Raw genomic sequence first — 23,107 nt, 5'->3', positions numbered from 1 at the left:
CTAATTTTCTTCCCCAATTTTATTACAGTGTCAAACGTTGAGGTGCTTCTGAGTGGAACCAAGCGTGAAGACGGCGAGATTGGCCAGGTTCTGGCCAAGCCGGGCACCATCAAGCCGCACACCAAGTTCGAAGGCGAAGTGTACGTGCTGAGCAAGGAAGAAGGTGGTCGTCACACCCCGTTCTTCAAGGGCTACCGTCCGCAGTTCTACTTCCGTACCACTGACGTGACCGGTAACTGCGAGCTGCCGGAAGGCGTCGAGATGGTGATGCCGGGTGACAACATCAAGATGACCGTCACCCTGATCGCTCCGATCGCCATGGAAGATGGCCTGCGTTTCGCGATTCGCGAAGGCGGCCGTACCGTTGGCGCCGGCGTGGTTGCCAAGATCCTCGAGTAATCGGGGAACTGCGCAAAAAGGGCCCTTCGGGGCCCTTTTTGTTTGACTGATCAAAGATTGACACCCCCTGGGGGCATCCGTACAATTGCGCCTCCTTTTAACGGGCGTAGTCCGTCCGTTGGGGATGGCAAATTGGAGTCTGAGGTCAAAATGCAAAACCAACAAATCCGTATTCGGTTGAAGGCTTTTGACCATCGCCTGATCGATCAATCCACCCAGGAAATCGTGGAAACCGCGAAACGTACTGGGGCTCAGGTGCGTGGTCCGATTCCTCTGCCTACCCGCAAGGAGCGGTACACTGTGCTGATCTCTCCGCACGTCAACAAAGACGCGCGCGATCAGTATGAAATTCGTACCCACAAGCGCGTGCTGGACATCGTTCAGCCGACCGACAAAACCGTCGATGCGCTGATGAAGCTCGATCTTGCGGCTGGCGTGGAAGTGCAGATCAGCCTCGGCTAAAACCTCCCGGTTTTAGTCGTGTAACGCTCTGAAATGGGCGGCCATAGCGGGTGAAAGCCCCGTACACTCATGAGGTTTTACAACATGACTATTGGTGTAGTCGGTCGTAAGTGCGGCATGACCCGCATTTTCACCGAGGAAGGTGTCTCTATTCCGGTTACGGTCATCGAGATCGAGCCGAATCGCGTCACCCAGTTCAAGAACGAAGAGAGCGATGGCTATCGTGCCGTGCAGGTGACTGTCGGCGAGCGTCGCGCTTCCCGCGTGACCAAGGCTCAAGCCGGTCACTTCGCCAAGGCAAATGTCGCTGCTGGTCGTGCCGTCCTGGAATTCCGTCTTGAAGACGGCGAGTACCAGGCTGGTGATGAGATCAAGGCGGAAATTTTCCAGGCTGGTCAGCTGGTGGATGTCACCGGTCAGTCCAAGGGTAAAGGCTTTGCCGGTACCATCAAGCGCTGGAACTTCCGTGGTCAGGACAACACCCACGGCAACTCCGTCTCCCACCGCGTTCCGGGTTCCATTGGCCAGTGCCAGACTCCTGGTCGTGTTTTCAAGGGCAAGAAGATGTCCGGTCATCTCGGCGCTGAGCGCGTGACCGTGCAGTCCCTGGAAGTGGTGCGCGTCGATGCCGAACGTAACCTGCTGCTGGTCAAGGGTGCCGTTCCGGGCGCTACCGGTGGCGACGTTATCGTCCGTCCGGCTGTCAAGGCGTAAGGGGAGAAACTGAGATGCAATTGAATGTAAATGGCGCTCAGGCGATCGAAGTTTCCGATCGTATCTTCGGCGGTGAGTTCAACGAGACCCTGGTACACCAGGCAGTCGTGGCCTACATGGCTGGTGGCCGTCAAGGCACCCGCGCCCAGAAGACCCGTGCTGAAGTTTCTGGTGGCGGTGCCAAGCCGTTCCGTCAGAAGGGTACTGGTCGTGCTCGCGCCGGTTCCATCCGCAGCCCCATCTGGCGCAGCGGCGGCGTGACCTTTGCTGCCAAGCCGCAGGATCACTCCCAGAAGCTCAACAAGAAGATGTACCGCGCCGCCATGCGCTCCATCCTTGCTGAGCTGGCTCGTACCGATCGCCTGGTCGTGGTTGAAGAGTTCTCGGTCGATGCTCCGAAGACCAAGGGTCTGCTGAGCAAGCTGGGCGGTCTGAACCTGTCCGATGTGCTGATCGTTACCGATGCGGTCGATCAAAACCTGTACCTGGCTGCGCGTAACCTGCCGCACGTCGACGTTCGCGACGTCCAGGGCAGCGATCCGGTCAGCCTGATTGCCTACGACAAGGTGCTGATCACCGTGTCGGCGGTGAAGAAATTCGAGGAGCTGCTGGGATGAACCAGGAACGCGTATTCAAAGTACTGCTCGGCCCGCACATCTCCGAGAAGGCCACTGTCCTGGCTGACAGCAAGAAGCAGTTCATTTTCAAGGTTGCCACCGATGCAACCAAGCTGGAAATCAAGAAGGCCGTCGAAGTCCTTTTCAACGTCAAGGTCGCTGGTGTCCGCACTGTCAACGTGCAGGGCAAGACCAAGCGCACCATGCGTGGTATGGGCAAGCGCAACGACTGGAAGAAGGCGTACATCGCTCTCCAGCCGGGTCAAGATCTCGATTTCGCCAGCAGCGCTGAGTAAAGGGGTGCATCATGGCAATCGTTAAATGCAAACCGACTTCTGCTGGTCGCCGCTTTGTCGTCAAGGTGGTCAACCAGGATCTGCACAAGGGCGCTCCGTACGCTCCGCTGGTCGAAAAGCAGTCCAAGTCCGGCGGTCGTAACAACAACGGCCGTATCACCACTCGCCACGTTGGCGGTGGTCACAAGCAGCACTACCGTCTGGTCGACTTCCGCCGCAACAAGGATGGCATTCCTGCCATCGTCGAGCGCGTGGAATACGATCCGAACCGTACTGCCCACATCGCGCTGCTGAAATATGCCGACGGTGAGCGTCGCTACGTCATCGCGCCGAAGGGCATCAGTGCCGGTGACCAGCTGATCTCTGGCGCCCATGCGCCGATCAAGCCCGGCAACACCCTGCCGCTGCGCAACATTCCGGTGGGTTCCACCATCCACTGCATCGAGCTCAAGCCGGGCAAGGGCGCTCAGCTCGCTCGTTCGGCAGGTGCATCGGTTCAGCTGGTCGCTCGCGAAGGTGCTTACGTCACCGTCCGCCTGCGCTCCGGTGAAATGCGCAAGATTCTGGCCGAGTGCCGCGCGACCTTGGGCGAAGTCTCGAACCACGAGCACAGCCTGCGTTCGCTGGGTAAGGCCGGCGCCAAGCGCTGGAAGGGTATCCGTCCGACCGTTCGCGGTGTGGCCATGAACCCGGTTGATCACCCGCATGGTGGTGGTGAAGGTCGTACTTCCGGTGGTCGTCATCCGGTGTCGCCGTGGGGCTTCCCGACCAAGGGTAAGAAGACCCGTACCAACAAGCGCACCGACAACATGATCGTCCGTCGCCGTAAGTAACTAGAGGGATACGACTGTGCCGCGTTCTCTGAAAAAAGGTCCTTTTATCGATCTTCACCTGTTGAAGAAGGTCGAAGTGGCGGTGGAAAAGAACGATCGTAAGCCGGTGAAAACCTGGTCGCGCCGTTCCATCGTTCTGCCGCAAATGGTTGGTCTGACCATCGCTGTCCACAACGGCCGCCAGCATGTGCCGGTGCTCGTCAACGAGGACATGGTTGGCCACAAACTGGGCGAGTTCGCCGCTACCCGCACCTACCGCGGGCATGCTGCGGACAAGAAAGCCAAGCGCTAAGGGGTAAGGAACGATGGAAGTAGCCGCTAAGCTGTCGGGCGCTCGCATCTCCGCCCAGAAAGCCCGCTTGGTCGCCGACCAGATCCGCGGGAAGAAGGTGGGCGAAGCGCTCAACCTGCTGGCTTTCAGCAACAAGAAAGCCGCCGAGATCATCAAGAAAGTGCTGGAGTCGGCCGTGGCCAACGCCGAGCACAACGAAGGCGCCGACGTGGACGACCTGAAGGTCTCCACCGTCTTCGTCAACGAAGGGCGTTCGCTGAAGCGTATCATGCCGCGTGCCAAGGGCCGTGCTGATCGCATCGTCAAGCGGTCTTGCCATATCACTGTCAAGGTTGCGGACAAGTAAGGGGTCGATCAGATGGGTCAGAAAGTACATCCCATTGGCATTCGCCTGGGCATCGTCAAGGAGCACACCTCCGTCTGGTACGCAGATAAGCGTCAGTACGCCGACTATCTGCTGGCCGACCTGAAGGTTCGTGAGTATCTCCAGGACAAACTAAAAAACGCGTCCGTTAGCCGCATCGACATCGCTCGTCCGGCTCAGACCGCACGCATCACCATCCACACCGCTCGTCCCGGCATCGTGATCGGCAAGAAGGGTGAGGATGTTGAGAAGCTGCGTCAGGACCTGACCAAGCAAATGGGTGTGCCCGTGCACATCAACATCGAGGAAATCCGCAAGCCGGAACTCGATGCCATGCTGGTTGCACAGAGCGTGGCTCAGCAGCTGGAGCGTCGTGTCATGTTCCGTCGCGCGATGAAGCGTGCGGTGCAGAGCGCAATGCGTATTGGTGCCAAGGGCATCAAGATCCAGGTGAGCGGTCGTCTGGGTGGTGCGGAAATCGCGCGCACCGAATGGTATCGCGAAGGTCGTGTGCCTCTGCACACCCTGCGCGCCGACATTGACTACGCCACTTACGAAGCGCACACCACCTACGGTGTGATCGGTGTCAAGGTTTGGATCTTCAAGGGTGAGGTCATTGGCGGCCGCACCGAAGAGCTGAAGCCGCAAGCGCCCGCTCCTCGTAAAGCTGCCAAGAAATAAGGAGTACGCATCATGTTGCAACCCAAGCGTACGAAGTTCCGCAAGCAGATGACCGGTCACAACCGTGGCCTGGCTCAACGCGGTAGCAAAGTCAGCTTCGGCGAGTTTGCACTGAAATCCGTGAGCCGCGGTCGCCTGACTGCACGTCAGATCGAAGCTGCACGTCGTGCACTGACTCGTCACGTGAAGCGTGGCGGCAAGATCTGGATCCGCGTGTTCCCCGACAAGCCTGTTACCAAGAAGCCCCTCGAAGTTCGTATGGGTAAAGGTAAGGGTAGCGTCGAGTACTGGGTAGCCCAGATTCAGCCGGGCAAGGTGCTCTACGAGATCGAGGGTGTTTCCGAAGAGTTGGCGCGCGAGGCTTTCGCACTGGCCGCTGCAAAGCTGCCCCTCGCCACCACCTTTGTTAAGCGGACGGTGATGTGATGAAAGCGAACGAACTTCGTGGAAAAACGGCGCAGGAGCTGAACGAGCAGCTGCTCGGCCTGCTGCGCGATCAGTTCAATCTGCGTATGCAGAAGGCAACTGGTCAGCTGGGGCAGTCTCACCTGCTCAAGCAAGTGAAGCGCGACATCGCTCGCGTCAAGACTGTGCTCAACCAGCAGGCAGGTGAGTAATCATGGCTGAAGCTCAGAAAACCGTCCGTACGCTGACCGGCCGTGTCGTCAGCGACAAGATGGACAAGTCCATCACCGTTCTGATCGAGCGTCGCGTCAAGCACCCGATCTACGGCAAATATGTGAAGCGTTCGACCAAACTGCACGCCCACGACGAAACCAATCAGTGCCGCATCGGCGACCTGGTCACCATTCGCGAGACCCGTCCGGTTTCCAAGACCAAGTCCTGGGCGCTGGTTGAAGTCGTAGAGCGCGCAGCGGAAGTCTAAGGACTAGGGGTCGGAGAAATTTTATGATTCAGACTCAATCCATGCTCGACGTCGCTGACAACAGCGGTGCTCGTCGTGTTATGTGCATCAAGGTCCTGGGTGGTTCGCACCGTCGTTATGCCGGTATTGGCGACATCATCAAGGTCACCGTGAAAGAAGCGATTCCGCGCGGTAAGGTCAAGAAAGGCCAGGTCATGACTGCCGTGGTCGTGCGTACCCGTCATGGTGTGCGTCGTCCCGACGGTTCGATCATCCGCTTCGATGGCAACGCCGCGGTTCTGCTGAACAACAAGCAGGAGCCGATCGGCACCCGTATCTTCGGGCCGGTGACTCGTGAACTGCGTACCGAGAAGTTCATGAAGATCGTCTCGCTCGCCCCCGAAGTGCTGTAAGGAGAAGCCGTCATGCAAAAGATTCGTCGTGACGACGAGATCATCGTCATCGCCGGCAAAGACAAGGGCAAGCGTGGCAAGGTGCTCAAGGTGCTGGCAGACGACCGTCTGGTCGTCGCTGGCGTCAACCTGGTGAAGCGCCACACCAAGCCGAACCCGATGCTGGGCGTTCAAGGCGGTATCGTCGAGAAAGAAGCGCCGCTGCACGTGTCCAACGTTGCAATCTTCAATGCTGAAACCAACAAGGCTGACCGCGTTGGCTTCAAGGTTGAAGACGGCAAGAAAATTCGTGTCTTCAAGTCCACCCAGAAGCCGGTTGGCGCTTGAGAAGAGCAGGTAGAAACCAATGGCACGACTCAAAGAGATCTACCGGAACCAGATTGCGCCTCAGCTGAAGGACGACCTTAAGCTGGCCAACGTGATGGAAGTTCCGCGCATCACCAAGATCACCCTGAACATGGGGCTGGGCGAAGCGATCGGCGACAAGAAAGTCATCGAGAACGCGGTAGCTGATCTGGAAAAGATCACCGGCCAGAAGCCGGTGGTCACCTACGCTCGCAAGTCCATCGCCGGCTTTAAGGTCCGCGAGGGCTGGCCGATCGGGGTCAAGGTCACCCTGCGCAGCGATCGCATGTACGAGTTCCTGGACCGTCTGCTGTCCATTTCCCTGCCGCGTGTGCGTGACTTCCGCGGCCTGAATGCCAAGTCCTTCGATGGTCGTGGCAACTACAGCATGGGTGTGAAAGAGCAGATCATTTTCCCGGAAATCGATTACGACAAGATCGATGCTCTGCGTGGTCTGGACATCACCCTGACTACCACTGCCCGTAACGACGACGAAGGTCGCGCGCTTCTGCGTGCCTTCAAGTTCCCGTTCCGCAACTGATCTGGAGTAGGCAATGGCCAAACAGAGCATGAAGAACCGTGAGCTGAAGCGTCAGCAAACGGTTGCCAAGTACGCCAAGAAGCGTGCCGAGCTGAAAGCTATCATCGCCAACCCGAACTCCACTCCGGAAGCGCGTTGGGAAGCCCAGGTAGCCCTGCAGAAGCAGCCGCGCGACGCCAGCGCTGCTCGCCTGCGCAATCGCTGCCGTCTGACCGGCCGTCCGCACGGTGTGTACCGTAAGTTCGGTCTGTCCCGTAACATGCTGCGTGAAGCGGCCATGCGCGGTGACGTACCTGGTCTGGTCAAGGCCAGCTGGTAAGCAGTCTGCGAGGAGTTCGCTCCTCGCTCTGGCTCTCAGATCAAGCCCCTCTCGGGGCTTGATTTGTTTTTGAGCAATCTCTAGAATTGCCGGCTCGCCAGAGCCCGGCATTTAGCCGTTACGGTCTCTGGCGCTCCAGGCGCCGAAAGGCCGTTTTTTTGTTTAGGAGCATCAAGCCCATGAGTATGCAGGACCCGTTAGCGGACATGCTAACTCGTATCCGTAATGCCCAGATGGCTGAAAAGTCCGTCGTAAGCATGCCGTCCTCCAAGCTGAAGGTGGCAGTTGCCAACGTTCTGAAGAACGAAGGTTACATTGCGGGTTTCCAGGTGAGCAGCGAAGCCAAGCCGCTGCTGACCATCGAGCTGAAGTATTTCGAAGGCCGTCCGGTCATTGAAGAGCTCAAGCGCACCAGCCGTCCCGGCCTGCGTCAGTACAAGTCCGTCGATCAGCTGCCGAAAGTGCGTGGTGGTCTGGGCGTCTCGATCGTTTCCACCAACAAGGGTGTGATGACTGATCGTGCTGCTCGCGCTGCCGGTGTCGGTGGCGAAGTCCTCTGCACCGTATTCTAAGGGGGTTTAAGCATGTCTCGCGTTGCTAAAAACCCCGTCAAGCTGCCTGCGGGTGTTGAAGTCAAGCTGAACGGTCAGCTGTTGTCGGTCAAGGGTGCCAAGGGCGCTCTCGAGCTGAAGCTGCATCCGTCGGTTGAAGTCATTCAGGATTCCGGAGAGCTGCGCTTTGCTGCTCGCAATGGCGATCAGCAGACTCGCGCCATGACCGGTACCACCCGTGCGCTGGTCAACAACATGGTCCTCGGTGTCAGCCAGGGCTTCGAGCGCAAGCTCCAGCTCGTTGGTGTGGGCTACAAGGCTCAGGCCAAGGGCAAGGTGCTCAACCTCGCGCTCGGCTTCTCGCATCCGATCGACTACGAGCTGCCGGAAGGCATCGTTGCCGAGACCCCCAACCAGACCGACATCGTTCTGAAGGGTATCGACAAGCAGCTGCTCGGTCAGGTTGCCGCCGAAATCCGCGACTTCCGTCGTCCCGAGCCGTACAAGGGCAAGGGCGTGCGTTATGCAGACGAAGTCGTCCTTCGCAAAGAAGCCAAGAAGAAGTAGGGCATAGCAAATGAGCGAAAAGAAAGAAACTCGTCTGCGTCGCGCTCGCAAGGCACGCCTGAAAATGCGCGAACTGGAAGTCGTACGCCTCTGCGTGTACCGCTCTTCCCAGCACATCTACGCCCAGGTCATCTCGGCCGATGGCGGCAAGGTCCTGGCTTCCGCCTCGACCCTGGACAAAGAACTGCGCGACGGTGCCACTGGCAACGTCGAGGCGGCCAAGAAGGTTGGTCAGCTGGTAGCCGAGCGTGCCAAGGCCGCTGGTGTCACCCAGGTGGCGTTCGATCGTTCTGGCTTCAAGTACCACGGCCGCGTCCAGGCGCTGGCTGATGCTGCTCGTGAAGGCGGGCTGGAGTTCTAAGTTATGGCAAATCACGAGCAAAAGCGCGATCGCGACAACCGCGACAACCGCGAAGAAGCACGCGACGAAGGCTACATCGAGAAGCTGGTTCAGGTGAACCGCGTTGCCAAGACCGTTAAGGGTGGCCGCATCTTCACCTTCACCGCGCTGACCGTTGTTGGTGATGGCAAGGGTCGTGTCGGTTTCGGTCGCGGCAAGTCCCGCGAAGTACCGGCCGCCATTCAGAAGGCCATGGAAGCGGCTCGCCGCAACATGATCCAGGTCGACCTGAACGGCACCACCCTGCAGTACCCGCTGAAGTCTGCTCATGGCGCCTCCAAGGTGTACATGCAGCCGGCCTCCGAAGGTACCGGTGTGATCGCGGGTGGTGCCATGCGCGCCATCCTGGAAGTCGCGGGCGTGCAGAACGTCCTGGCCAAGTGCTATGGCTCCACCAACCCGGTGAACGTGGTTCAGGCCACCTTCAAGGGTCTGAAGGCCATGCAGGCTCCGGCCAGCGTTGCAGCCAAGCGTGGCAAGAGTGTCGAGGAGATCCTCTAACCATGGCTAACACTGTCAAAGTCACCCTCGTCAAGAGCGTGAACGGCCGCCTGGCCAACCACAAGGCGTGCGTCAAGGGCCTCGGTCTGCGTCGCATCGGTCATACCGTCGAGATCCAGGACACTCCTGAAAACCGCGGCATGATCAACAAGGCCTACTATCTGCTGCGTGTGGAGGGCTAACCATGAAACTGAATGATCTGCGCTCCGCGCCCGGCGCCCGTCGCGAAAAGCACCGCCCCGGTCGTGGTATCGGTAGCGGCCTGGGCAAGACCGGTGGTCGCGGCCACAAGGGCCAGACCTCCCGTACCGGCGGCACCATCGCTCCCGGTTTCGAGGGTGGCCAGCAGCCGCTGCACCGTCGTCTGCCGAAGTTCGGCTTCGTCTCCCTGAAGGCCCTGGATCGCGCTGAAGTGCGTACTTCCGAGCTGGCCAAGGTGGAAGGTGACGTCGTGACTCTGCAGGCGCTGAAGGATGCCAACGTCATCAACCAGAACGTGCAGCGTGTCAAAGTCATGCTGTCCGGCGAGGTTGGTCGCGCTGTTACCCTGAAGGGCATCGCCGCCACCAAGGGTGCGCGTGCGGCTATCGAAGCAGCTGGCGGTAAGATCGAGGACTAAATGGCTAAGCAAGGTGCTCTCTCTGCGCTAAGCAACGGCGGGTTGTCCGAGCTGTGGGCTCGGCTGCGCTTCCTGTTCCTGGCGATCATCGTCTACCGAATTGGTGCGCATATCCCGGTTCCCGGGATCAATCCTGACCGTCTGGCGGAGCTCTTCCGTCAGAATGAGGGGACCATTCTTAGCCTGTTCAACATGTTTTCCGGCGGTGCGCTGGAGCGGATGAGCATCTTTGCGCTGGGGATCATGCCGTACATCTCGGCGTCGATCATCATGCAGCTGATGACCGCTGTCAGCCCGCAGCTGGAGCAGTTGAAGAAGGAAGGTGAATCTGGCCGTCGCAAGATCAGCCAGTACACCCGCTACGGCACCCTGGTGCTGGCCATCGTGCAAGCCATTGGCATGTCCGTTGGCCTGGCGAGCCAGGGTGTGGCTTTCGCGACCGACTTCGGCTTCTACTTCGTGGCCATCACCACGTTCGTAGCTGGCGCCATGTTCATGATGTGGCTCGGCGAACAGATCACCGAGCGGGGTGTCGGCAACGGCATCTCCATGTTGATCTTCGCCGGCATCGTGGCGGGCTTGCCGTCGGCCATCGGTCAGTCGTTCGAGTCGGCTCGGCAGGGCGACATCAACATCTTCGCTCTGCTGGTCATCGGCCTGCTGGCCGTACTGATCATCGGTTTCGTGGTGTTCATCGAGCGTGGCCAGCGCCGTATTGCGGTGCACTACGCCAAGCGTCAGCAGGGCCGCAAGGTCTTCGCCGCGCAGACCAGCCACCTGCCGTTGAAGGTGAACATGGCGGGCGTTATTCCGGCCATCTTCGCCAGCAGCATCCTGTTGTTCCCGGCTTCGCTGGGTCAGTGGTTCGGTCAGTCCGAGAGCATGGGCTGGCTGCAGGATGTTTCTCAGTCGATCGCTCCGGGCCAGCCGCTGAACATCTTGCTGTTTAGTGCAGGGATCATCTTCTTCTGCTTCTTCTATACGGCGCTGATGTTCAATCCGAAGGACGTAGCGGAGAACCTGAAGAAGTCTGGTGCCTTTATCCCGGGTATCCGTCCGGGTGAGCAGTCGGCGCGCTACATCGATGGCGTCCTGACCCGCTTGACCATGTTCGGTGCTCTGTACATGACGGCTGTGTGTCTGCTGCCCCAGTTCCTGGTGGTGGCCGCCAACGTGCCGTTCTACCTTGGCGGGACCTCGCTGCTGATCGTGGTCGTGGTGGTCATGGACTTTATGTCTCAAGTCCAGTCCCATCTCGTCTCGCACCAGTACGATTCCCTGATGAAGAAAGCCAACCTGAAGGGCTATGGCAGCGGCATGCTCCGCTGACCTGGTTGCCGTAAGGTTCTAGGAGTTACTGATGAAAGTTCGTGCATCGGTCAAGAAGCTGTGCCGTAACTGCAAGATCGTGCGTCGCGACGGCGTCGTGCGCGTGATCTGCAAGGCGGAGCCGCGCCACAAGCAGCGCCAAGGCTGATTGTGATCCAGCGTCAATAGCCCGGCAGCTAGTGTGCTGCCGGGTTGAACATTTGCTATTACAGCGCTAATATCGCGCGCCCTATTTCTTGGCTTCCGGGGCGTCGGTAGCTGTCAATTGGAGTCCACACTGAATGGCCCGTATTGCAGGCGTCAACATTCCAGATAACAAGCACACTGTTATCTCGCTGACCTACATCTACGGTGTTGGTCGCACCACTGCACAGCAAATCTGTGCCACCACCGGCGTGAATCCGGCGGTGAAGATCAAGGATCTCTCCGACGAGCAGCTCGAGCAGCTCCGCGGCGAAGTCGCCAAGCTCACCACTGAAGGTGACCTGCGCCGTGAGATCAACATGAACATCAAGCGTCTGATGGACCTCGGTTGCTACCGCGGTCTGCGCCATCGTCGCGGTCTGCCGGTACACGGTCAGCGTACCAAGACCAACGCGCGTACCCGTAAGGGCCCGCGTAAGCCGATCCGCAAGTAATCGCTTAGGAATTTGATCATGGCAAAACCTGCTGCTCGTCCTCGCAAGAAGGTCAAAAAGACGGTGGTTGATGGCATCGCCCACATCCACGCTTCTTTCAACAACACCATCGTGACCATCACTGACCGTCAGGGCAACGCGTTGTCCTGGGCCACCTCCGGTGGTTCCGGTTTCCGTGGTTCCCGTAAGTCCACTCCGTTCGCTGCCCAGGTGGCTGCCGAGCGCGCCGGCCAGGCTGCGCTGGAGTACGGTCTGAAGAACCTCGATGTGAACGTCAAGGGCCCGGGCCCGGGCCGCGAATCCGCAGTCCGCGCACTGAACGCCTGCGGTTACAAGATCGCCAGCATCACCGACGTGACGCCCATCCCGCACAACGGGTGCCGTCCGCCGAAGAAGCGTCGCGTGTAATAGGAGACAGTGAGAAATGGCTCGTTACATTGGTCCCAAATGCAAACTGTCTCGCCGTGAAGGCACCGACCTGTTCCTGAAGAGCGGTGCTCGCGCACTGGACTCCAAGTGCAAGGCCGAACAGGCTCCCGGCCAGCACGGCCTGCGTCGCGGTCGTCTGTCCGATTACGGCACCCAGCTGCGTGAAAAGCAGAAAGTGCGTCGCATCTACGGCGTTCTCGAGCGTCAGTTCAGCGGTTATTACAAGGAAGCTGCCCGTCGCAAGGGCGCTACCGGCGAAAACCTGCTGCAACTGCTCGAGTGCCGTCTGGACAACGTCGTCTACCGCATGGGCTTTGGTGCCACCCGCGCCGAATCCCGTCAGCTGGTGTCGCACAAGTCCATCACCGTCAACGGTCAGACCGTGAACATCCCGTCCTACCAGGTGAAAGCCGGTGACGTGGTTGCTGTTCGCGAGAAGTCCAAGAACCAGCTGCGTATTGCCCAAGCTCTCGAGCTGGCGGCTCAGCGTGGCCGTGCCGAATGGCTTGAAGTAGACGCAGAGAAGAAGTCGGGCGTGTTCAAGAGCGTTCCGGCCCGTTCTGACCTGTCCGCCGACATCAACGAAAACCTGATTGTCGAGCTCTACTCCAAGTAAGGGCTAGAAAATAGGTGCATCCATGCAGAGTTCGGTAAATGAGTTCCTGACCCCGCGTCATATTGACGTTCAGGCGGTCAGTCCGACCCGCGCCAAGATCACGCTCGAGCCTCTCGAGCGTGGCTTTGGCCATACCTTGGGCAACGCGCTGCGTCGCATCCTGTTGTCCTCCATGCCTGGCTGTGCAGTGGTCGAGGCCGAGATTGATGGCGTGCTCCACGAGTACAGCGCCATCGAAGGCGTTCAGGAAGATGTCATCGAGATCCTCCTGAACCTGAAGGGCCTGGCTATCAAGCTGCACGGCCGCGATGAAGTAACGCTGAGCCTTTCCAAGAAGGGCCCGGGCGTGGTCACCGCCGCCGATATTCAGCTGGATCACGATGTCGAAATCGTCAACGGCGACCACGTGATCGCTCATCTGGCGGACAACGGTTCCCTGAACATGAAGCTCAAGGTGGCGCGCGGTCGTGGTTACGTCCCGGCCGATGCCCGCCAGAGCGACGAAGACGAAAGCCGCAGCATTGGTCGTCTGCAGCTTGACGCTTCCTTCAGCCCGGTCCGTCGTATCGCTTACGTGGTGGAAAACGCCCGCGTCGAGCAGCGTACCAACCTGGACAAGCTGGTCATCGACCTGGAAACCAACGGCACCCTCGATCCCGAGGAATCCATCCGTCGCGCCGCGACCATCCTGCAGCAGCAGCTGGCCGCGTTCGTCGATCTGAAGGGTGATGCGGAGCCGGTGGTGGTGGAGCAGGAAGACGAGATCGATCCGATCCTGCTGCGCCCGGTTGACGACCTGGAGCTGACCGTCCGTTCGGCCAACTGCCTCAAGGCAGAAAACATCTACTACATCGGTGACCTGATCCAGCGCACCGAGGTCGAGCTGTTGAAGACGCCGAACCTGGGCAAGAAGTCCCTGACCGAAATCAAGGACGTTCTGGCTTCTCGTGGTCTGTCCCTCGGTATGCGCCTCGATAACTGGCCGCCGGCAAGTCTGAAGAAGGACGATAAGGCCACCGCCTGATCGTCCCCAGTCACCGAACTTTCACGTTTGGTAAGGAATTTCAATCATGCGTCATCGTAAAAGTGGCCGTCACCTGAGCCGCACCAGCGCCCACCGCAAGGCCATGTTCCAGAACATGGCGGTGTCGCTGTTCGAGCACGAACTGATCAAGACCACCCTGCCGAAAGCCAAGGAACTGCGCCGCGTTGCCGAGCCGCTGATCACCCTGGCCAAGGAAGACACCGTCGCCAACCGTCGTCTGGCTTTCGACCGCACCCGCTCCAAGGCTGCAGTAGGCAAGCTGTTCAACGACCTGGGCAAGCGCTACGCCACCCGTCAGGGCGGCTACCTGCGCATCCTGAAGTGCGGTTTCCGCGCTGGCGACAACGCCCCGATGGCTTACGTTGAACTGGTTGACCGTCCGGTCGCTGGTACCGTGGAAGCCGCGGCTGAGTAAGTCGTGATCCAGAAAGAAACCGGGCCCTGGCCCGGTTTTTTTTCGCCTGTGCGAAACCGAATGGCCATCTGTGGTCTCCTTGCGGCTACGCTGACAGCGCGCCACATCATTGCACCTGCCTTGGAGAATGGATGCCCAGAGCCGCTTCCGCCGTTCTGCTTGTACTCACCAGTTCCCCCGCCCTGGCCGCCGTTGAAGTTGCCCCCATGGTGATCAGCGGGACGCGTTTTGAAGCGCCGGTGGATACCCAGCCTTTCTCGGTCGAGCGGATCGACCTTGGCGATGCCCGCCAGGGCCACCCGGGCATCGACTTGTCGGAAGCATTGCAGGGCGTACCGGGTCTCAGCGTTCAACAGCGCCATAACCTCGCGCAGGAACCGCAGCTGTCGATCCGCGGCTTCGGGGCACGTTCGGCCTTCGGGATCCGCGGTGTGAAGCTGCTCAGCGACGGGATACCGGCAAGTATCCCCGACGGCCAGGGGCAGGCTTCGAGTTTCGATCTGGATACCCTCGATCACATCGAAGTCCTGCGTGGTCCCTTCGCCAGTGTGTATGGCAGCAACTCGGGCGGGGTGATCCAGCTGTTCTCCCGCGACGGCACGGGCGACCCACGCCTTCTGGCAGGCAGTACCTTCGGACGCTGGGGTACGCGGCGGCATCACGTGGGCGTGGAGTCTGGCACGGACTGGGGCGGCCTCGTGTTCAACCAGTCCAGTCTCGATCTGGATGGCTTCCGCCATCACAGCTCGGCGCGCGTCGACAAGCGCTTCGCCAAGCTGACTGTCACGCCGGCGGACCGCCGGCTGGCCTTGATCTACAGCGATCTGCAGCAGGACGACACCCAGGATCCGCAGGGGCTCGATTGGGCAGCCTATCGGCGGGACCCACGTAGCAACTCGGCCAATACGCTGCTGTACAACACGCGAAAGTCCGTTGACCAGCAGCAGGTGGGCATCAACTACCAGCAAGATCTTTGGACTGCGCAATGGCAGACCACGCTGTACGGCGGAAAACGCCGCGTCGTGCAGTTCCTGTCGATCCCCCGAGTGGTGCAGCAGGCCAGTGCGACGCAGGCTGGTGGCGTGGTCGATTTCGAGCGCGATTACTACGGGTTGCATAGCCGCTGGATCCAGCCATGGCTGGTTGGGCCCGGCGAGCTGATCCTTACCGGCGGCCTGGATTACGACGTATCGGTGGATGATCGCCAGGGTTACGAGAATTTTGTCGGTGATCTGCTGGGCGTGCGGGGTACCTTGCGGCGAGATGAGCGAGACGAGATACGCAGCCTGGCGCCGTACCTGCAGCTGGCCTGGCACGGAGAGCAGCTGAATGTCCAGGTGGGTCTGCGCCACAACGAAGTGGCGTTCGAAGTGGACGATCACTACGTGGTCGCCGGAAACGGCGATGACAGCGGCGCGGTTACGTACCGCGAACTCACCCCCAGCGTCGGCGCCGGTTATGCGCTCCCCTTTGGGCTGACGGCCTATGCCGGCTGGTCTAAAGGCTTCGAAACGCCGACCCTGGGTGAGCTGGCGTACTCGGGCGAGGATGGTCGTTTCGGCTTTGGTCTGCGTCCGGCCACCAGCGAGCAGCACGAGCTGGGTCTGCGTGCGGCCTTGCCCGGCCACGGCCGCCTGCAGGCCGCCTGGTTTAATATCCGGACCGACAATGAGTTGGTGGTGGCTGCGGCAAGTGGTGGTCGCACGGCCTACCAGAACGCGGCCCAAACGCGACGACGCGGGTTTGAGATCGGGCTGGAACAGCCGTTGGGGGATTATCTGCAGGCGCGCCTGGCCTACACCTGGCTGGATGCGCGGTACAGCAAACGCTTCAGCAGTCAGGGGCAGGTCATTGCGAGCGACAACCGGCTACCCGGCATAGCGGAGCACAGTTTTTCCGCGACGCTGGCCTGGCAGCCACGCGATGATGTGGAGCTGGGGCTGGAGGCGGCCGCGCGCAGCGCCATGGAGGTCCATGATCTGAACCGTGATCGCGCGGCGCCGGGGTATGCGCTGTTCAGCAGCTATGTGCAGTTCGAGCAGCGACACAGGGCGTGGATACTGCGCGAGACGCTGCGGATCGACAATCTCGCGGGGCGCGAGTACATCGGTTCGGTGATCATCGGCGACGGCAACGCCCGCTATTACGAACCCGGCGCCGGGCGCACCTGGTACGCAGGGCTGAGCCTGGAGTATCGGTTCGGGGAAGACTGACCGCATGCTTCGTTAGTTTTTCTCAATTGAATGCTTTGAGTCATGTCATGGGTTTCTATCGAAGCGGCTACGTATAGTCGCTTCAACGAACTGGCTTGCCAGTTCCACAGAGAAGAAACCAGAGGGATCCAGACGATGACCGACAAGCCGAAACTCACGACCGCCGCCGGTGCCCCCGTAGCCGAGAACCAGAATGTCATGACCGCGGGCCCGCGAGGGCCGATGCTGCTGCAGGACGTCTGGTTCCTGGAAAAGCTTGCCCATTTCGACCGCGAGGTGATTCCGGAGCGGCGCATGCACGCCAAGGGCTCCGGAGCCTTCGGCACGCTGACCATCACCCACGACATCACTCGCTATACCCGCGCCAAGGTGTTCTCGCAGATCGGCAAGCAGACCCCGATGTTCGCCCGTTTCTCCACCGTGGCCGGTGAGCGGGGCGCGGCAGATGCCGAACGTGATATCCGCGGCTTCGCGCTGAAGTTCTACACCGAGGAAGGCAACTGGGACCTGGTGGGCAACAACACGCCGGTGTTCTTCTTCCGCGACCCGCTGAAGTTCCCCGACCTCAACCACGCCGTGAAGCGCGACCCGCGCACCAACATGCGCAGCGCCAACAACAACTGGGACTTCTGGACCGGCCTGCCCGAAGCGCTGCACCAGGTGACCTACGTGATGGGCGACCGCGGCATTCCGGCCTCCTATCGGCACATGCACGGTTTCGGCTCGCACACCTACAGCTTCATCAATGCGCAGAACGAGCGCTACTGGGTCAAGTTCCACTTCAAGACCCAGCAGGGCATCAAGAACCTGACCGATGCCGAGGCGGCGGCGATCGTCGCCAATGACCGCGAGAGCGGGCAGCGCGATCTCTACGAGGCGATTGAGCGGGGCGACTACCCGCGCTGGACGCTGTACGTGCAGATCATGCCGGAGGCCGACGCGGCGACCTACCGCTTCCACCCGTTCGACCTGACCAAGGTGTGGTCGAAGAAGGACTACCCGCTGATCGAGGTCGGTTACTTCGAGCTGAACCGCAACCCGGACAACTACTTCCAGGACGTGGAACAGGCCGCCTTCACCCCGGCCAACGTGGTGCCCGGCATCGGCTTCTCGCCGGACCGCATGCTGCAGGGTCGTCTGTTCTCCTACGGCGATGCCCAGCGTTACCGCCTGGGGGTCAACCACCACCAGATCCCGGTCAACGCGCCGCGCTGCCCGTTCCACAGCTACCATCGCGACGGCGCCATGCGCGTGGACGGCAACCACGGCAGCCGTTTGCACTACGAGCCGAACAGCTATGGCGAGTGGAAGGAGCAGCGGGACTTCAGCGAGCCGCCGATGGCGCTCTCTGGTGCGGCCGATCGCTACGATTACCGCGAGGACGACAGCGATTACTTCACCCAGGCCGGCGACCTGTTCCGTCTGATGGACAGCGACGCGCAGGAGCGTCTGTTCGGCAACACCGCCCGGGCCATGAACGGGGTGGAGCGGCACATCAAGCTGCGCCACATCCGCCACTGCTACCTGGCCGACCCGGCCTACGGCAGCGGTATCGCCAAGGCGCTGGAGATTCCCGTGGAGGAAGCCCTGGTCTGATCGAGGCCGGAAAAAACAAGCCCGCAGCATGCTGCGGGCTTTTTTGTTTTCAGGATACGCCTGACGGGCGACGTATCGGCAACCTCAGGCGCCGAGCGGTTGTGCGTCGCGCTCCAGCAGGGGCTTGAGGAAGCGCCCGGTGTGGGACGCCGGATTGGCGGCGACCTGCTCCGGCGTGCCGGTGGCGATGATCTGGCCGCCCCGCGAGCCACCTTCGGGGCCCAGGTCGACCAGCCAGTCGGCGGTCTTGATCACATCCAGGTTGTGCTCGATCACCACCACGGTGTTGCCGTGGTCGCGCAGCCGGTGCAGCACGTCCAACAATTGCTGGATGTCGGCGAAGTGCAGGCCGGTGGTGGGCTCGTCGAGGATGTACAGGGTCTTGCCGGTGTCGCGCTTGGACAACTCGCGCGCCAGCTTGACCCGCTGGGCCTCGCCGCCGGACAGCGTGGTGGCACTCTGGCCGAGCTTGATGTAGGTCAGACCGACGTCGATCAGCGTCTGCAGCTTGCGCGCCACGGCTGGCACCGGGTCGAAGAACTCACGCGCTTCCTCGATGGTCATCTCCAGCACTTCATAGATGTTCTTGCCCTTGTACTTCACTTCCAGGGTTTCGCGGTTGTAGCGCTTGCCTTTGCACACGTCGCAGGCCACATAGATGTCCGGCAGGAAGTGCATTTCCACCTTGAGCACGCCATCACCCTGGCAGGCCTCGCAGCGCCCACCCTTGACGTTGAAGGAGAACCGCCCCGGACCATAGCCGCGGGCGCGCGCTTCCGGCACGCCGGAGAACAGCTCGCGGATCGGTGTGAACAGCCCGGTGTAGGTCGCCGGGTTGGAGCGCGGCGTCCGGCCGATCGGGCTCTGGTCAATATCCACCACCTTGTCCAGGTGCTGCAGGCCGTCGAAGCTGTCGTAGGCCGCCACTTCCAGGCTGGTGGCCCCGTTCAGCGCCGTGGCGGTGATCGGGTGCAGGGTGTTGTTGATCAACGTCGACTTGCCTGAGCCGGACACCCCGGTGACGCAGGTCAGCAGACCGACCGGTATCTCCAGGGTGACGTTACGCAGGTTGTTGCCGCGCGCGCCCTTGAGGATGAGCTGCTTCTTCTTGTCTCGAGGGGTGCGCTTGGCCGGATAGCGGATGCACTCACGGCCGGACAGGTACTTGCCGGTCAGCGAATCCGCATGCGCCATGATCTCGTCGGGCGTGCCTTCGGCGACGATGCGCCCACCATGCACGCCGGCGCCGGGGCCTATGTCCACCACGTAGTCGGCCAGGCGAATGGCGTCCTCGTCATGCTCCACCACGATCACCGTGTTGCCCAGGTTGCGCAGGTGGGTGAGGGTGCCCAGCAGGCGCTCGTTGTCGCGCTGGTGCAGGCCGATGGACGGTTCGTCGAGGATGTACATGACGCCCACCAGGCCGGCGCCGATCTGGCTGGCCAGGCGGATGCGCTGCGCCTCGCCCCCGGACAGCGTCTCGGCGCTGCGGTCCAGGGTCAGGTAGTCGAGGCCGACGTTGACCAGGAACTGCAGGCGCTCGCGGATTTCCTTGAGGATCTTGGCGGCGATCTCGCCGCGCTGGCCGGGCAGGCTGAGGCCGGCGAAGTAGTCGCAAGCGTCGCCCACCGGCAGGCCGGTCACCCCGGGTAGCGTCTTCTCGCCCACCCAGACGTGCCGCGCCTCGCGGCGCAGGCGGGTGCCCAGGCAGTCCGGGCAGGGCTGGGTGCCCAGGTACTTGGCCAGTTCCTCGCGCACGCTGTCGGAACTGGTCTCCCGGTAGCGGCGTTCCAGGTTGTTGAGGATGCCCTCGAAGGGATGCGAGCGGCTGACGATGTCGCCGCGGTCGTTCAGGTAGCGGAAGGCGATGCTTTCCTTGCCGCTGCCGTAGAGGATGCGTTTCTGGTTCTCGGCGCTCAGGCTGTCGAACGGCGCATCCAGGTCGAATCCATAATGCGCGGCCAGCGAGCCAAGCATCTGGAAGTAATAGATGTTGCGTCGATCCCAGCCGCGAATCGCCCCGGCGGCCAGGCTCAGGTTGCCGGTCACTACCCGGCGGGCATCAAAGAACTGTTTGACGCCCAAGCCATCGCAGGTGCCGCAGGCGCCGGCCGGGTTGTTGAACGAGAACAGCTTGGGCTCCAGCTCGCTGATCGAGTGGCCGCATACCGGACAGGCGAAGCGCGCGGAGAAGATCAGCTCCTCCTGCGTGGCGTCTTCGTCCATCGGCGCCACCAGGGCGATGCCGTCGGCCAGCTTCAGCGCGGTCTCGAAGGATTCGGCCAGGCGCTGCTGCAGGTCGGCGCGCACCTTGAAGCGGTCCACCACCACCTCGATGGTGTGCTTCTTCTGCTTTTCCAGCGCCGGCAGCTCGTCCAGCTCGTAGAGCCGGCCGTTGACCCGAGCGCGCACGAAGCCCTGGGCGCGCAGCTCGTCGAACACCGCCAGGTGCTCGCCCTTGCGCTCGCGGATCACCGGTGCCAGCAGCATCAGGCGGCTGCCCTCGGGCAGGCCCAGCACCTGGTCGACCATCTGGCTGACGGTCTGCGCCTCCAGCGGAATGTCGTGATCCGGGCAGCGCGGCGTGCCGACCCGCGCGTAGAGCAAACGCAGGTAGTCGTAGATCTCGGTGATAGTGCCCACCGTGGAGCGTGGGTTGTGCGAGGTGGACTTCTGCTCGATGGAAATCGCCGGCGACAGGCCCTCGATGGTGTCCACGTCGGGCTTTTCCATCATCGAAAGGAACTGCCGGGCATAGGCGGACAGCGATTCCACGTAGCGGCGCTGGCCCTCGGCGTACAGGGTGTCGAAGGCCAGGGAGGACTTGCCGGAGCCGGACAGGCCGGTGATGACGATCAGCTTGTCGCGCGGCAGGGTCAGGTCGATGTTCTTCAGGTTGTGGGTACGCGCCCCACGGATCAGGATCTGGTCCACGTACAGCGGGCCTCGCATGGCGGGCGGAAAGGCGGAAGTATACGGGCAGGAGAAAGGCGCGTCACAAGCGCGCTTATCCGTCCAAGCCGGTGTCGTCCTGCTAGAATCTGCGGCCCTTTTCACGAGGCTTGTTCGTTCATGCACGATTCATCCAGCGAACGCATGTCCCCTGCCGAGACCCGGGCCGCCGGCGGGCTGGCCATGGTCTTCGCCTTCCGCATGCTCGGCATGTTCATGGTCCTGCCGGTGCTGGCCACCTATGGTCAGGAGCTGGCCGGCAGCACGCCGGCGCTGATCGGCCTGGCCATTGGTGCCTACGGCCTGACCCAGGCGCTGCTGCAGATTCCCTTCGGCGTGCTGTCGGACCGCATCGGTCGGCGCCCGGTGATCTATGCCGGTCTGCTGATTTTTGCCGCCGGCTCGGCACTGGCCGCCAATGCCGACTCCATCTGGGGCGTGATCGCCGGGCGGGTGCTGCAGGGCGCCGGGGCGATTTCCGCTGCCGTGATGGCCCTGCTCTCCGACCTGACCCGCGAGCAGCATCGCACCAAGGCCATGGCGCTGATCGGCATGAGCATCGGCGTGTCCTTTGCCCTGGCCATGGTGGCCGGGCCGCTGGTCACCCGGGCCTTCGGCCTGTCCGGCCTGTTCTGGATCACCGCCGGCATGGCGCTCTTCGGCATGGTCATCGTGGCGGGCATGGTACCCAAGGCCAGCGCTACGCTGCGCCATCGCGAATCCGGCGTGGCCCGCCAGGCGCTGGGCAGCATCCTGCGCCATGGCGAGCTGCTGCGCCTGGATGTGGGCATCCTGGTGCTGCACGCGATCCTCATGGCCAGCTTCGTGGCGCTGCCGCTGACGCTGGTCGAACAGGCCGGTTTGCCGCGCGACGAGCACTGGTGGGTATACCTGGTGGCCATGCTGGTGGGTTTCTTCGCCATGGTGCCGTTCATCATCTATGGCGAGAAGAAGCGCCAGATGAAGCGCGTGCTGCTCGGCGCGGTGGCGTTGCTGCTGGTCTGCGAGCTGTATTTCTGGCAGCTGGGCCACAGTCTGACCGCGCTGGTGATCGGCGCCATCCTGTTCTTCATGGCCTTCAACCTGCTGGAGGCGTCGTTGCCCTCGCTGGTCAGCAAGGTCTCGCCGGCGGCCGGCAAGGGCACGGCGATGGGGGTGTATTCCACCAGCCAGTTCCTCGGCGCGGCGCTGGGCGGCATCTTCGGCGGCTGGCTGCTGGAGCAGGGCGGACTGGGTGCGGTTTTCATCGGCTGTGCGCTGCTGTGCGCGATCTGGCTGGCAATTGCTGCTACCATGCGCGAGCCTCCCTATGTCACCAGCCTGCGCCTGTCGCTGTCGCGCGCGGCGCTGGCCGATACCGGGCTGACCGCGCGCCTGCTGGCGGTGCCGGGCGTGGCAGACGTCATGGTGGTGGCTGAGGAAGCCGCCCTGTACATCAAAGTGGATACCGAACAACTGGACCGCGCGTCGCTCGAGCGTCTGATCGACCCGGCGCCGGCGTGCTGAACCTGGGAGAAGCGTCATGGCCCGTGGGGTTAACAAAGTCATTCTGATCGGCAACGTGGGTGGAGATCCGGAAACCCGCTACCTGCCCAACGGCAACGCGGTGACCAACATCACCCTGGCCACCACTGACAGCTGGAAGGACAAGCAGACCGGCCAACTGCAGGAACGTACCGAATGGCACCGCGTGGTGCTGTTCGGCAAGGTTGCCGAAATCGCCGGCGAATACCTGCGCAAGGGCTCGCAGTGCTACATCGAAGGTCGCCTGCAGACCCGCAAGTGGCAGGATCAGCAGGGCCAGGACCGCTACACCACCGAGATCGTGGTAGATATGGGCGGCACCATGCAACTGCTCGGCGGCCGTGGTGGCAACGCCGAAGGCGGTGGCGACTATGCCCAGCGTCCGGCCCGCCCGCAGCGCGAGCCGCAGCAGCAGGCTCCGGCTGCCCGCCAGGCTCCGCAGCAGGCACCGGCGCAACCGGCGCCCGATTACGACAGCTTCGATGACGATATTCCGTTCTGAGAAGTGCGTCACAGACAAAAAGCGCAGCCTCGGCTGCGCTTTTTGCTTTCAGGACGCAAGATCGCTAGT

General features: G+C 61.6%; 34 protein-coding genes. 33 read left to right on the top strand and 1 reads right to left on the bottom strand.

What is annotated here, in order from left to right; translation table 11 throughout:
• The 31 genes from PT85_RS17310 to PT85_RS17160 form a co-directional block, all read left to right on the top strand.
• The coding region (locus PT85_RS17310; protein ID WP_456153970.1) for an EF-Tu C-terminal domain-related protein at positions 1–399 on the top strand (399 nt) is incomplete at its 5' end.
• Between the two features lie 150 nt (positions 400–549).
• Positions 550–861 (top strand): 30S ribosomal protein S10, encoded by a 312-nt coding sequence (rpsJ, locus tag PT85_RS17305; RefSeq protein ID WP_003243886.1) that lies wholly within the window; start codon positions 550–552, stop codon positions 859–861.
• Between the two features lie 84 nt (positions 862–945).
• A complete protein-coding gene (rplC, locus tag PT85_RS17300; RefSeq protein ID WP_027590500.1) occupies positions 946–1,575 on the top strand; it encodes a 50S ribosomal protein L3 in 630 nt (209 codons plus the stop codon).
• A 14-nt stretch (positions 1,576–1,589) separates the two neighbouring features.
• On the top strand, positions 1,590–2,192 hold the full coding sequence (rplD, locus tag PT85_RS17295; protein ID WP_027590501.1) for a 50S ribosomal protein L4: 603 nt from the start codon (positions 1,590–1,592) through the stop codon (positions 2,190–2,192).
• Positions 2,189–2,488 carry a 50S ribosomal protein L23 gene (rplW, locus tag PT85_RS17290; protein ID WP_027590502.1) on the top strand — a complete coding sequence of 100 codons (300 nt, stop codon included), beginning with the start codon at positions 2,189–2,191 and terminating at the stop codon, positions 2,486–2,488. The genes rplD and rplW overlap by 4 nt, the downstream gene beginning before the upstream one ends.
• Before the next feature lie 11 nt (positions 2,489–2,499).
• The gene (gene rplB, locus PT85_RS17285) at positions 2,500–3,321 is read left to right on the top strand and encodes a 50S ribosomal protein L2 (protein WP_027590503.1); all 822 of its coding nucleotides are present in this window, start codon (positions 2,500–2,502) and stop codon (positions 3,319–3,321) included.
• A gap of 16 nt (positions 3,322–3,337) precedes the next feature.
• On the top strand, positions 3,338–3,613 hold the full coding sequence (gene rpsS, locus PT85_RS17280) for a 30S ribosomal protein S19 (protein WP_027590504.1): 276 nt from the start codon (positions 3,338–3,340) through the stop codon (positions 3,611–3,613).
• Positions 3,614–3,626: 13 nt separating this feature from the next.
• A complete protein-coding gene (gene rplV, locus PT85_RS17275) occupies positions 3,627–3,959 on the top strand; it encodes a 50S ribosomal protein L22 (RefSeq protein ID WP_027590505.1) in 333 nt (110 codons plus the stop codon).
• Positions 3,960–3,971: 12 nt separating this feature from the next.
• On the top strand, positions 3,972–4,658 hold the full coding sequence (gene rpsC / locus PT85_RS17270; RefSeq protein ID WP_027590506.1) for a 30S ribosomal protein S3: 687 nt from the start codon (positions 3,972–3,974) through the stop codon (positions 4,656–4,658).
• A gap of 12 nt (positions 4,659–4,670) precedes the next feature.
• Entirely contained in the window at positions 4,671–5,084 is a 414-nt protein-coding gene (gene rplP, locus PT85_RS17265) for a 50S ribosomal protein L16 (protein ID WP_027590507.1), read from the top strand.
• Positions 5,084–5,275 carry a 50S ribosomal protein L29 gene (gene rpmC, locus PT85_RS17260; RefSeq protein ID WP_027590508.1) on the top strand — a complete coding sequence of 64 codons (192 nt, stop codon included), beginning with the start codon at positions 5,084–5,086 and terminating at the stop codon, positions 5,273–5,275. The genes rplP and rpmC overlap by 1 nt, the downstream gene beginning before the upstream one ends.
• 2 nt (positions 5,276–5,277) lie before the next feature.
• Positions 5,278–5,544 (top strand): 30S ribosomal protein S17, encoded by a 267-nt coding sequence (gene rpsQ / locus PT85_RS17255; protein WP_027590509.1) that lies wholly within the window; start codon positions 5,278–5,280, stop codon positions 5,542–5,544.
• A gap of 23 nt (positions 5,545–5,567) precedes the next feature.
• Positions 5,568–5,936, top strand: a complete 369-nt coding sequence (gene rplN / locus PT85_RS17250) for a 50S ribosomal protein L14 (protein ID WP_003281831.1) — start codon at positions 5,568–5,570, stop codon at positions 5,934–5,936.
• Between the two features lie 12 nt (positions 5,937–5,948).
• Entirely contained in the window at positions 5,949–6,263 is a 315-nt protein-coding gene (rplX, locus tag PT85_RS17245; protein ID WP_027590510.1) for a 50S ribosomal protein L24, read from the top strand.
• Between the two features lie 19 nt (positions 6,264–6,282).
• Positions 6,283–6,822, top strand: coding sequence for a 50S ribosomal protein L5 (gene rplE, locus PT85_RS17240; protein WP_027590511.1), 540 nt, complete (start codon positions 6,283–6,285; stop codon positions 6,820–6,822).
• A 13-nt stretch (positions 6,823–6,835) separates the two neighbouring features.
• Complete coding sequence (gene rpsN, locus PT85_RS17235; protein WP_027590512.1) at positions 6,836–7,141, top strand: 30S ribosomal protein S14; 306 nt, start codon at positions 6,836–6,838, stop codon at positions 7,139–7,141.
• Between the two features lie 179 nt (positions 7,142–7,320).
• Complete coding sequence (gene rpsH / locus PT85_RS17230; protein ID WP_039607334.1) at positions 7,321–7,713, top strand: 30S ribosomal protein S8; 393 nt, start codon at positions 7,321–7,323, stop codon at positions 7,711–7,713.
• Between the two features lie 12 nt (positions 7,714–7,725).
• A complete protein-coding gene (rplF, locus tag PT85_RS17225) occupies positions 7,726–8,259 on the top strand; it encodes a 50S ribosomal protein L6 (protein ID WP_027590514.1) in 534 nt (177 codons plus the stop codon).
• Between the two features lie 10 nt (positions 8,260–8,269).
• Positions 8,270–8,620 (top strand): 50S ribosomal protein L18, encoded by a 351-nt coding sequence (gene rplR / locus PT85_RS17220; protein ID WP_027590515.1) that lies wholly within the window; start codon positions 8,270–8,272, stop codon positions 8,618–8,620.
• 3 nt (positions 8,621–8,623) lie between these two features.
• Positions 8,624–9,160 carry a 30S ribosomal protein S5 gene (gene rpsE / locus PT85_RS17215; protein WP_037008931.1) on the top strand — a complete coding sequence of 179 codons (537 nt, stop codon included), beginning with the start codon at positions 8,624–8,626 and terminating at the stop codon, positions 9,158–9,160.
• Between the two features lie 2 nt (positions 9,161–9,162).
• Positions 9,163–9,342 (top strand): 50S ribosomal protein L30, encoded by a 180-nt coding sequence (rpmD, locus tag PT85_RS17210; protein ID WP_027590517.1) that lies wholly within the window; start codon positions 9,163–9,165, stop codon positions 9,340–9,342.
• A gap of 2 nt (positions 9,343–9,344) precedes the next feature.
• Positions 9,345–9,779, top strand: a complete 435-nt coding sequence (rplO, locus tag PT85_RS17205) for a 50S ribosomal protein L15 (RefSeq protein WP_027590518.1) — start codon at positions 9,345–9,347, stop codon at positions 9,777–9,779.
• Entirely contained in the window at positions 9,780–11,108 is a 1,329-nt protein-coding gene (gene secY, locus PT85_RS17200; protein WP_027590519.1) for a preprotein translocase subunit SecY, read from the top strand.
• Between the two features lie 31 nt (positions 11,109–11,139).
• On the top strand, positions 11,140–11,256 hold the full coding sequence (gene rpmJ / locus PT85_RS17195; RefSeq protein ID WP_027590520.1) for a 50S ribosomal protein L36: 117 nt from the start codon (positions 11,140–11,142) through the stop codon (positions 11,254–11,256).
• Between the two features lie 133 nt (positions 11,257–11,389).
• On the top strand, positions 11,390–11,746 hold the full coding sequence (gene rpsM / locus PT85_RS17190) for a 30S ribosomal protein S13 (RefSeq protein ID WP_027590521.1): 357 nt from the start codon (positions 11,390–11,392) through the stop codon (positions 11,744–11,746).
• Between the two features lie 18 nt (positions 11,747–11,764).
• Complete coding sequence (gene rpsK, locus PT85_RS17185; RefSeq protein ID WP_003093689.1) at positions 11,765–12,154, top strand: 30S ribosomal protein S11; 390 nt, start codon at positions 11,765–11,767, stop codon at positions 12,152–12,154.
• A 16-nt stretch (positions 12,155–12,170) separates the two neighbouring features.
• Positions 12,171–12,791, top strand: a complete 621-nt coding sequence (gene rpsD, locus PT85_RS17180; RefSeq protein ID WP_027590522.1) for a 30S ribosomal protein S4 — start codon at positions 12,171–12,173, stop codon at positions 12,789–12,791.
• Between the two features lie 22 nt (positions 12,792–12,813).
• Positions 12,814–13,815, top strand: coding sequence for a DNA-directed RNA polymerase subunit alpha (locus tag PT85_RS17175; RefSeq protein WP_027590523.1), 1,002 nt, complete (start codon positions 12,814–12,816; stop codon positions 13,813–13,815).
• Between the two features lie 46 nt (positions 13,816–13,861).
• Positions 13,862–14,251, top strand: coding sequence for a 50S ribosomal protein L17 (gene rplQ / locus PT85_RS17170; protein WP_027590524.1), 390 nt, complete (start codon positions 13,862–13,864; stop codon positions 14,249–14,251).
• A 131-nt stretch (positions 14,252–14,382) separates the two neighbouring features.
• Complete coding sequence (locus tag PT85_RS17165; RefSeq protein WP_039607333.1) at positions 14,383–16,464, top strand: TonB-dependent receptor family protein; 2,082 nt, start codon at positions 14,383–14,385, stop codon at positions 16,462–16,464.
• A gap of 135 nt (positions 16,465–16,599) precedes the next feature.
• A complete protein-coding gene (locus tag PT85_RS17160; RefSeq protein ID WP_039607332.1) occupies positions 16,600–18,060 on the top strand; it encodes a catalase in 1,461 nt (486 codons plus the stop codon).
• Positions 18,061–18,144: 84 nt separating this feature from the next.
• Here PT85_RS17160 and uvrA read toward each other — a convergent pair whose 3' ends face one another.
• Positions 18,145–20,994: an excinuclease ABC subunit UvrA gene (gene uvrA / locus PT85_RS17155; protein ID WP_039607340.1), complete on the bottom strand. Its 2,850-nt coding sequence runs from the start codon at positions 20,992–20,994 to the stop codon at positions 18,145–18,147.
• Positions 20,995–21,132: 138 nt separating this feature from the next.
• Here uvrA and PT85_RS17150 point away from each other — a divergent pair, with 138 nt between their 5' ends.
• Positions 21,133–22,518 (top strand): MFS transporter, encoded by a 1,386-nt coding sequence (locus tag PT85_RS17150; RefSeq protein ID WP_039607331.1) that lies wholly within the window; start codon positions 21,133–21,135, stop codon positions 22,516–22,518.
• A 16-nt stretch (positions 22,519–22,534) separates the two neighbouring features.
• Positions 22,535–23,038, top strand: coding sequence for a single-stranded DNA-binding protein (gene ssb / locus PT85_RS17145; protein ID WP_027590529.1), 504 nt, complete (start codon positions 22,535–22,537; stop codon positions 23,036–23,038).
• Positions 23,039–23,107: the final 69 nt, after the last annotated feature.

Source organism: Pseudomonas flexibilis (assembly GCF_000806415.1).
GTDB lineage: Bacteria > Pseudomonadota > Gammaproteobacteria > Pseudomonadales > Pseudomonadaceae > Serpens > Serpens flexibilis.
Note: the sequence above shows the minus strand (reverse complement) of the source record. Positions and strands in the feature narration are given on the sequence as shown.

Bases quoted from the DNA above. Each gene is read 5' to 3' on its own strand.
- rpsJ (WP_003243886.1), top strand. From the start codon at position 550: ATGCAAAACCAACAAATCCGTATTCGGTTGAAGGCTTTTGACCATCGC.
- rplC (WP_027590500.1), top strand. From the start codon at position 946: ATGACTATTGGTGTAGTCGGTCGTAAGTGCGGCATGACCCGCATTTTC.
- rplD (WP_027590501.1), top strand. From the start codon at position 1,590: ATGCAATTGAATGTAAATGGCGCTCAGGCGATCGAAGTTTCCGATCGT.
- rplW (WP_027590502.1), top strand. From the start codon at position 2,189: ATGAACCAGGAACGCGTATTCAAAGTACTGCTCGGCCCGCACATCTCC.
- rplB (WP_027590503.1), top strand. From the start codon at position 2,500: ATGGCAATCGTTAAATGCAAACCGACTTCTGCTGGTCGCCGCTTTGTC.
- rplV (WP_027590505.1), top strand. From the start codon at position 3,627: ATGGAAGTAGCCGCTAAGCTGTCGGGCGCTCGCATCTCCGCCCAGAAA.
- rpsC (WP_027590506.1), top strand. From the start codon at position 3,972: ATGGGTCAGAAAGTACATCCCATTGGCATTCGCCTGGGCATCGTCAAG.
- rplP (WP_027590507.1), top strand. From the start codon at position 4,671: ATGTTGCAACCCAAGCGTACGAAGTTCCGCAAGCAGATGACCGGTCAC.
- rpmC (WP_027590508.1), top strand. From the start codon at position 5,084: ATGAAAGCGAACGAACTTCGTGGAAAAACGGCGCAGGAGCTGAACGAG.
- rpsQ (WP_027590509.1), top strand. From the start codon at position 5,278: ATGGCTGAAGCTCAGAAAACCGTCCGTACGCTGACCGGCCGTGTCGTC.
- rplN (WP_003281831.1), top strand. From the start codon at position 5,568: ATGATTCAGACTCAATCCATGCTCGACGTCGCTGACAACAGCGGTGCT.
- rplX (WP_027590510.1), top strand. From the start codon at position 5,949: ATGCAAAAGATTCGTCGTGACGACGAGATCATCGTCATCGCCGGCAAA.
- rplE (WP_027590511.1), top strand. From the start codon at position 6,283: ATGGCACGACTCAAAGAGATCTACCGGAACCAGATTGCGCCTCAGCTG.
- rpsN (WP_027590512.1), top strand. From the start codon at position 6,836: ATGGCCAAACAGAGCATGAAGAACCGTGAGCTGAAGCGTCAGCAAACG.
- rpsH (WP_039607334.1), top strand. From the start codon at position 7,321: ATGAGTATGCAGGACCCGTTAGCGGACATGCTAACTCGTATCCGTAAT.
- rplF (WP_027590514.1), top strand. From the start codon at position 7,726: ATGTCTCGCGTTGCTAAAAACCCCGTCAAGCTGCCTGCGGGTGTTGAA.
- rplR (WP_027590515.1), top strand. From the start codon at position 8,270: ATGAGCGAAAAGAAAGAAACTCGTCTGCGTCGCGCTCGCAAGGCACGC.
- rpsE (WP_037008931.1), top strand. From the start codon at position 8,624: ATGGCAAATCACGAGCAAAAGCGCGATCGCGACAACCGCGACAACCGC.
- rpmD (WP_027590517.1), top strand. From the start codon at position 9,163: ATGGCTAACACTGTCAAAGTCACCCTCGTCAAGAGCGTGAACGGCCGC.
- rplO (WP_027590518.1), top strand. From the start codon at position 9,345: ATGAAACTGAATGATCTGCGCTCCGCGCCCGGCGCCCGTCGCGAAAAG.
- secY (WP_027590519.1), top strand. From the start codon at position 9,780: ATGGCTAAGCAAGGTGCTCTCTCTGCGCTAAGCAACGGCGGGTTGTCC.
- rpmJ (WP_027590520.1), top strand. From the start codon at position 11,140: ATGAAAGTTCGTGCATCGGTCAAGAAGCTGTGCCGTAACTGCAAGATC.
- rpsM (WP_027590521.1), top strand. From the start codon at position 11,390: ATGGCCCGTATTGCAGGCGTCAACATTCCAGATAACAAGCACACTGTT.
- rpsK (WP_003093689.1), top strand. From the start codon at position 11,765: ATGGCAAAACCTGCTGCTCGTCCTCGCAAGAAGGTCAAAAAGACGGTG.
- rpsD (WP_027590522.1), top strand. From the start codon at position 12,171: ATGGCTCGTTACATTGGTCCCAAATGCAAACTGTCTCGCCGTGAAGGC.
- PT85_RS17175 (WP_027590523.1), top strand. From the start codon at position 12,814: ATGCAGAGTTCGGTAAATGAGTTCCTGACCCCGCGTCATATTGACGTT.
- rplQ (WP_027590524.1), top strand. From the start codon at position 13,862: ATGCGTCATCGTAAAAGTGGCCGTCACCTGAGCCGCACCAGCGCCCAC.
- PT85_RS17165 (WP_039607333.1), top strand. From the start codon at position 14,383: ATGCCCAGAGCCGCTTCCGCCGTTCTGCTTGTACTCACCAGTTCCCCC.
- PT85_RS17160 (WP_039607332.1), top strand. From the start codon at position 16,600: ATGACCGACAAGCCGAAACTCACGACCGCCGCCGGTGCCCCCGTAGCC.
- PT85_RS17150 (WP_039607331.1), top strand. From the start codon at position 21,133: ATGCACGATTCATCCAGCGAACGCATGTCCCCTGCCGAGACCCGGGCC.
- ssb (WP_027590529.1), top strand. From the start codon at position 22,535: ATGGCCCGTGGGGTTAACAAAGTCATTCTGATCGGCAACGTGGGTGGA.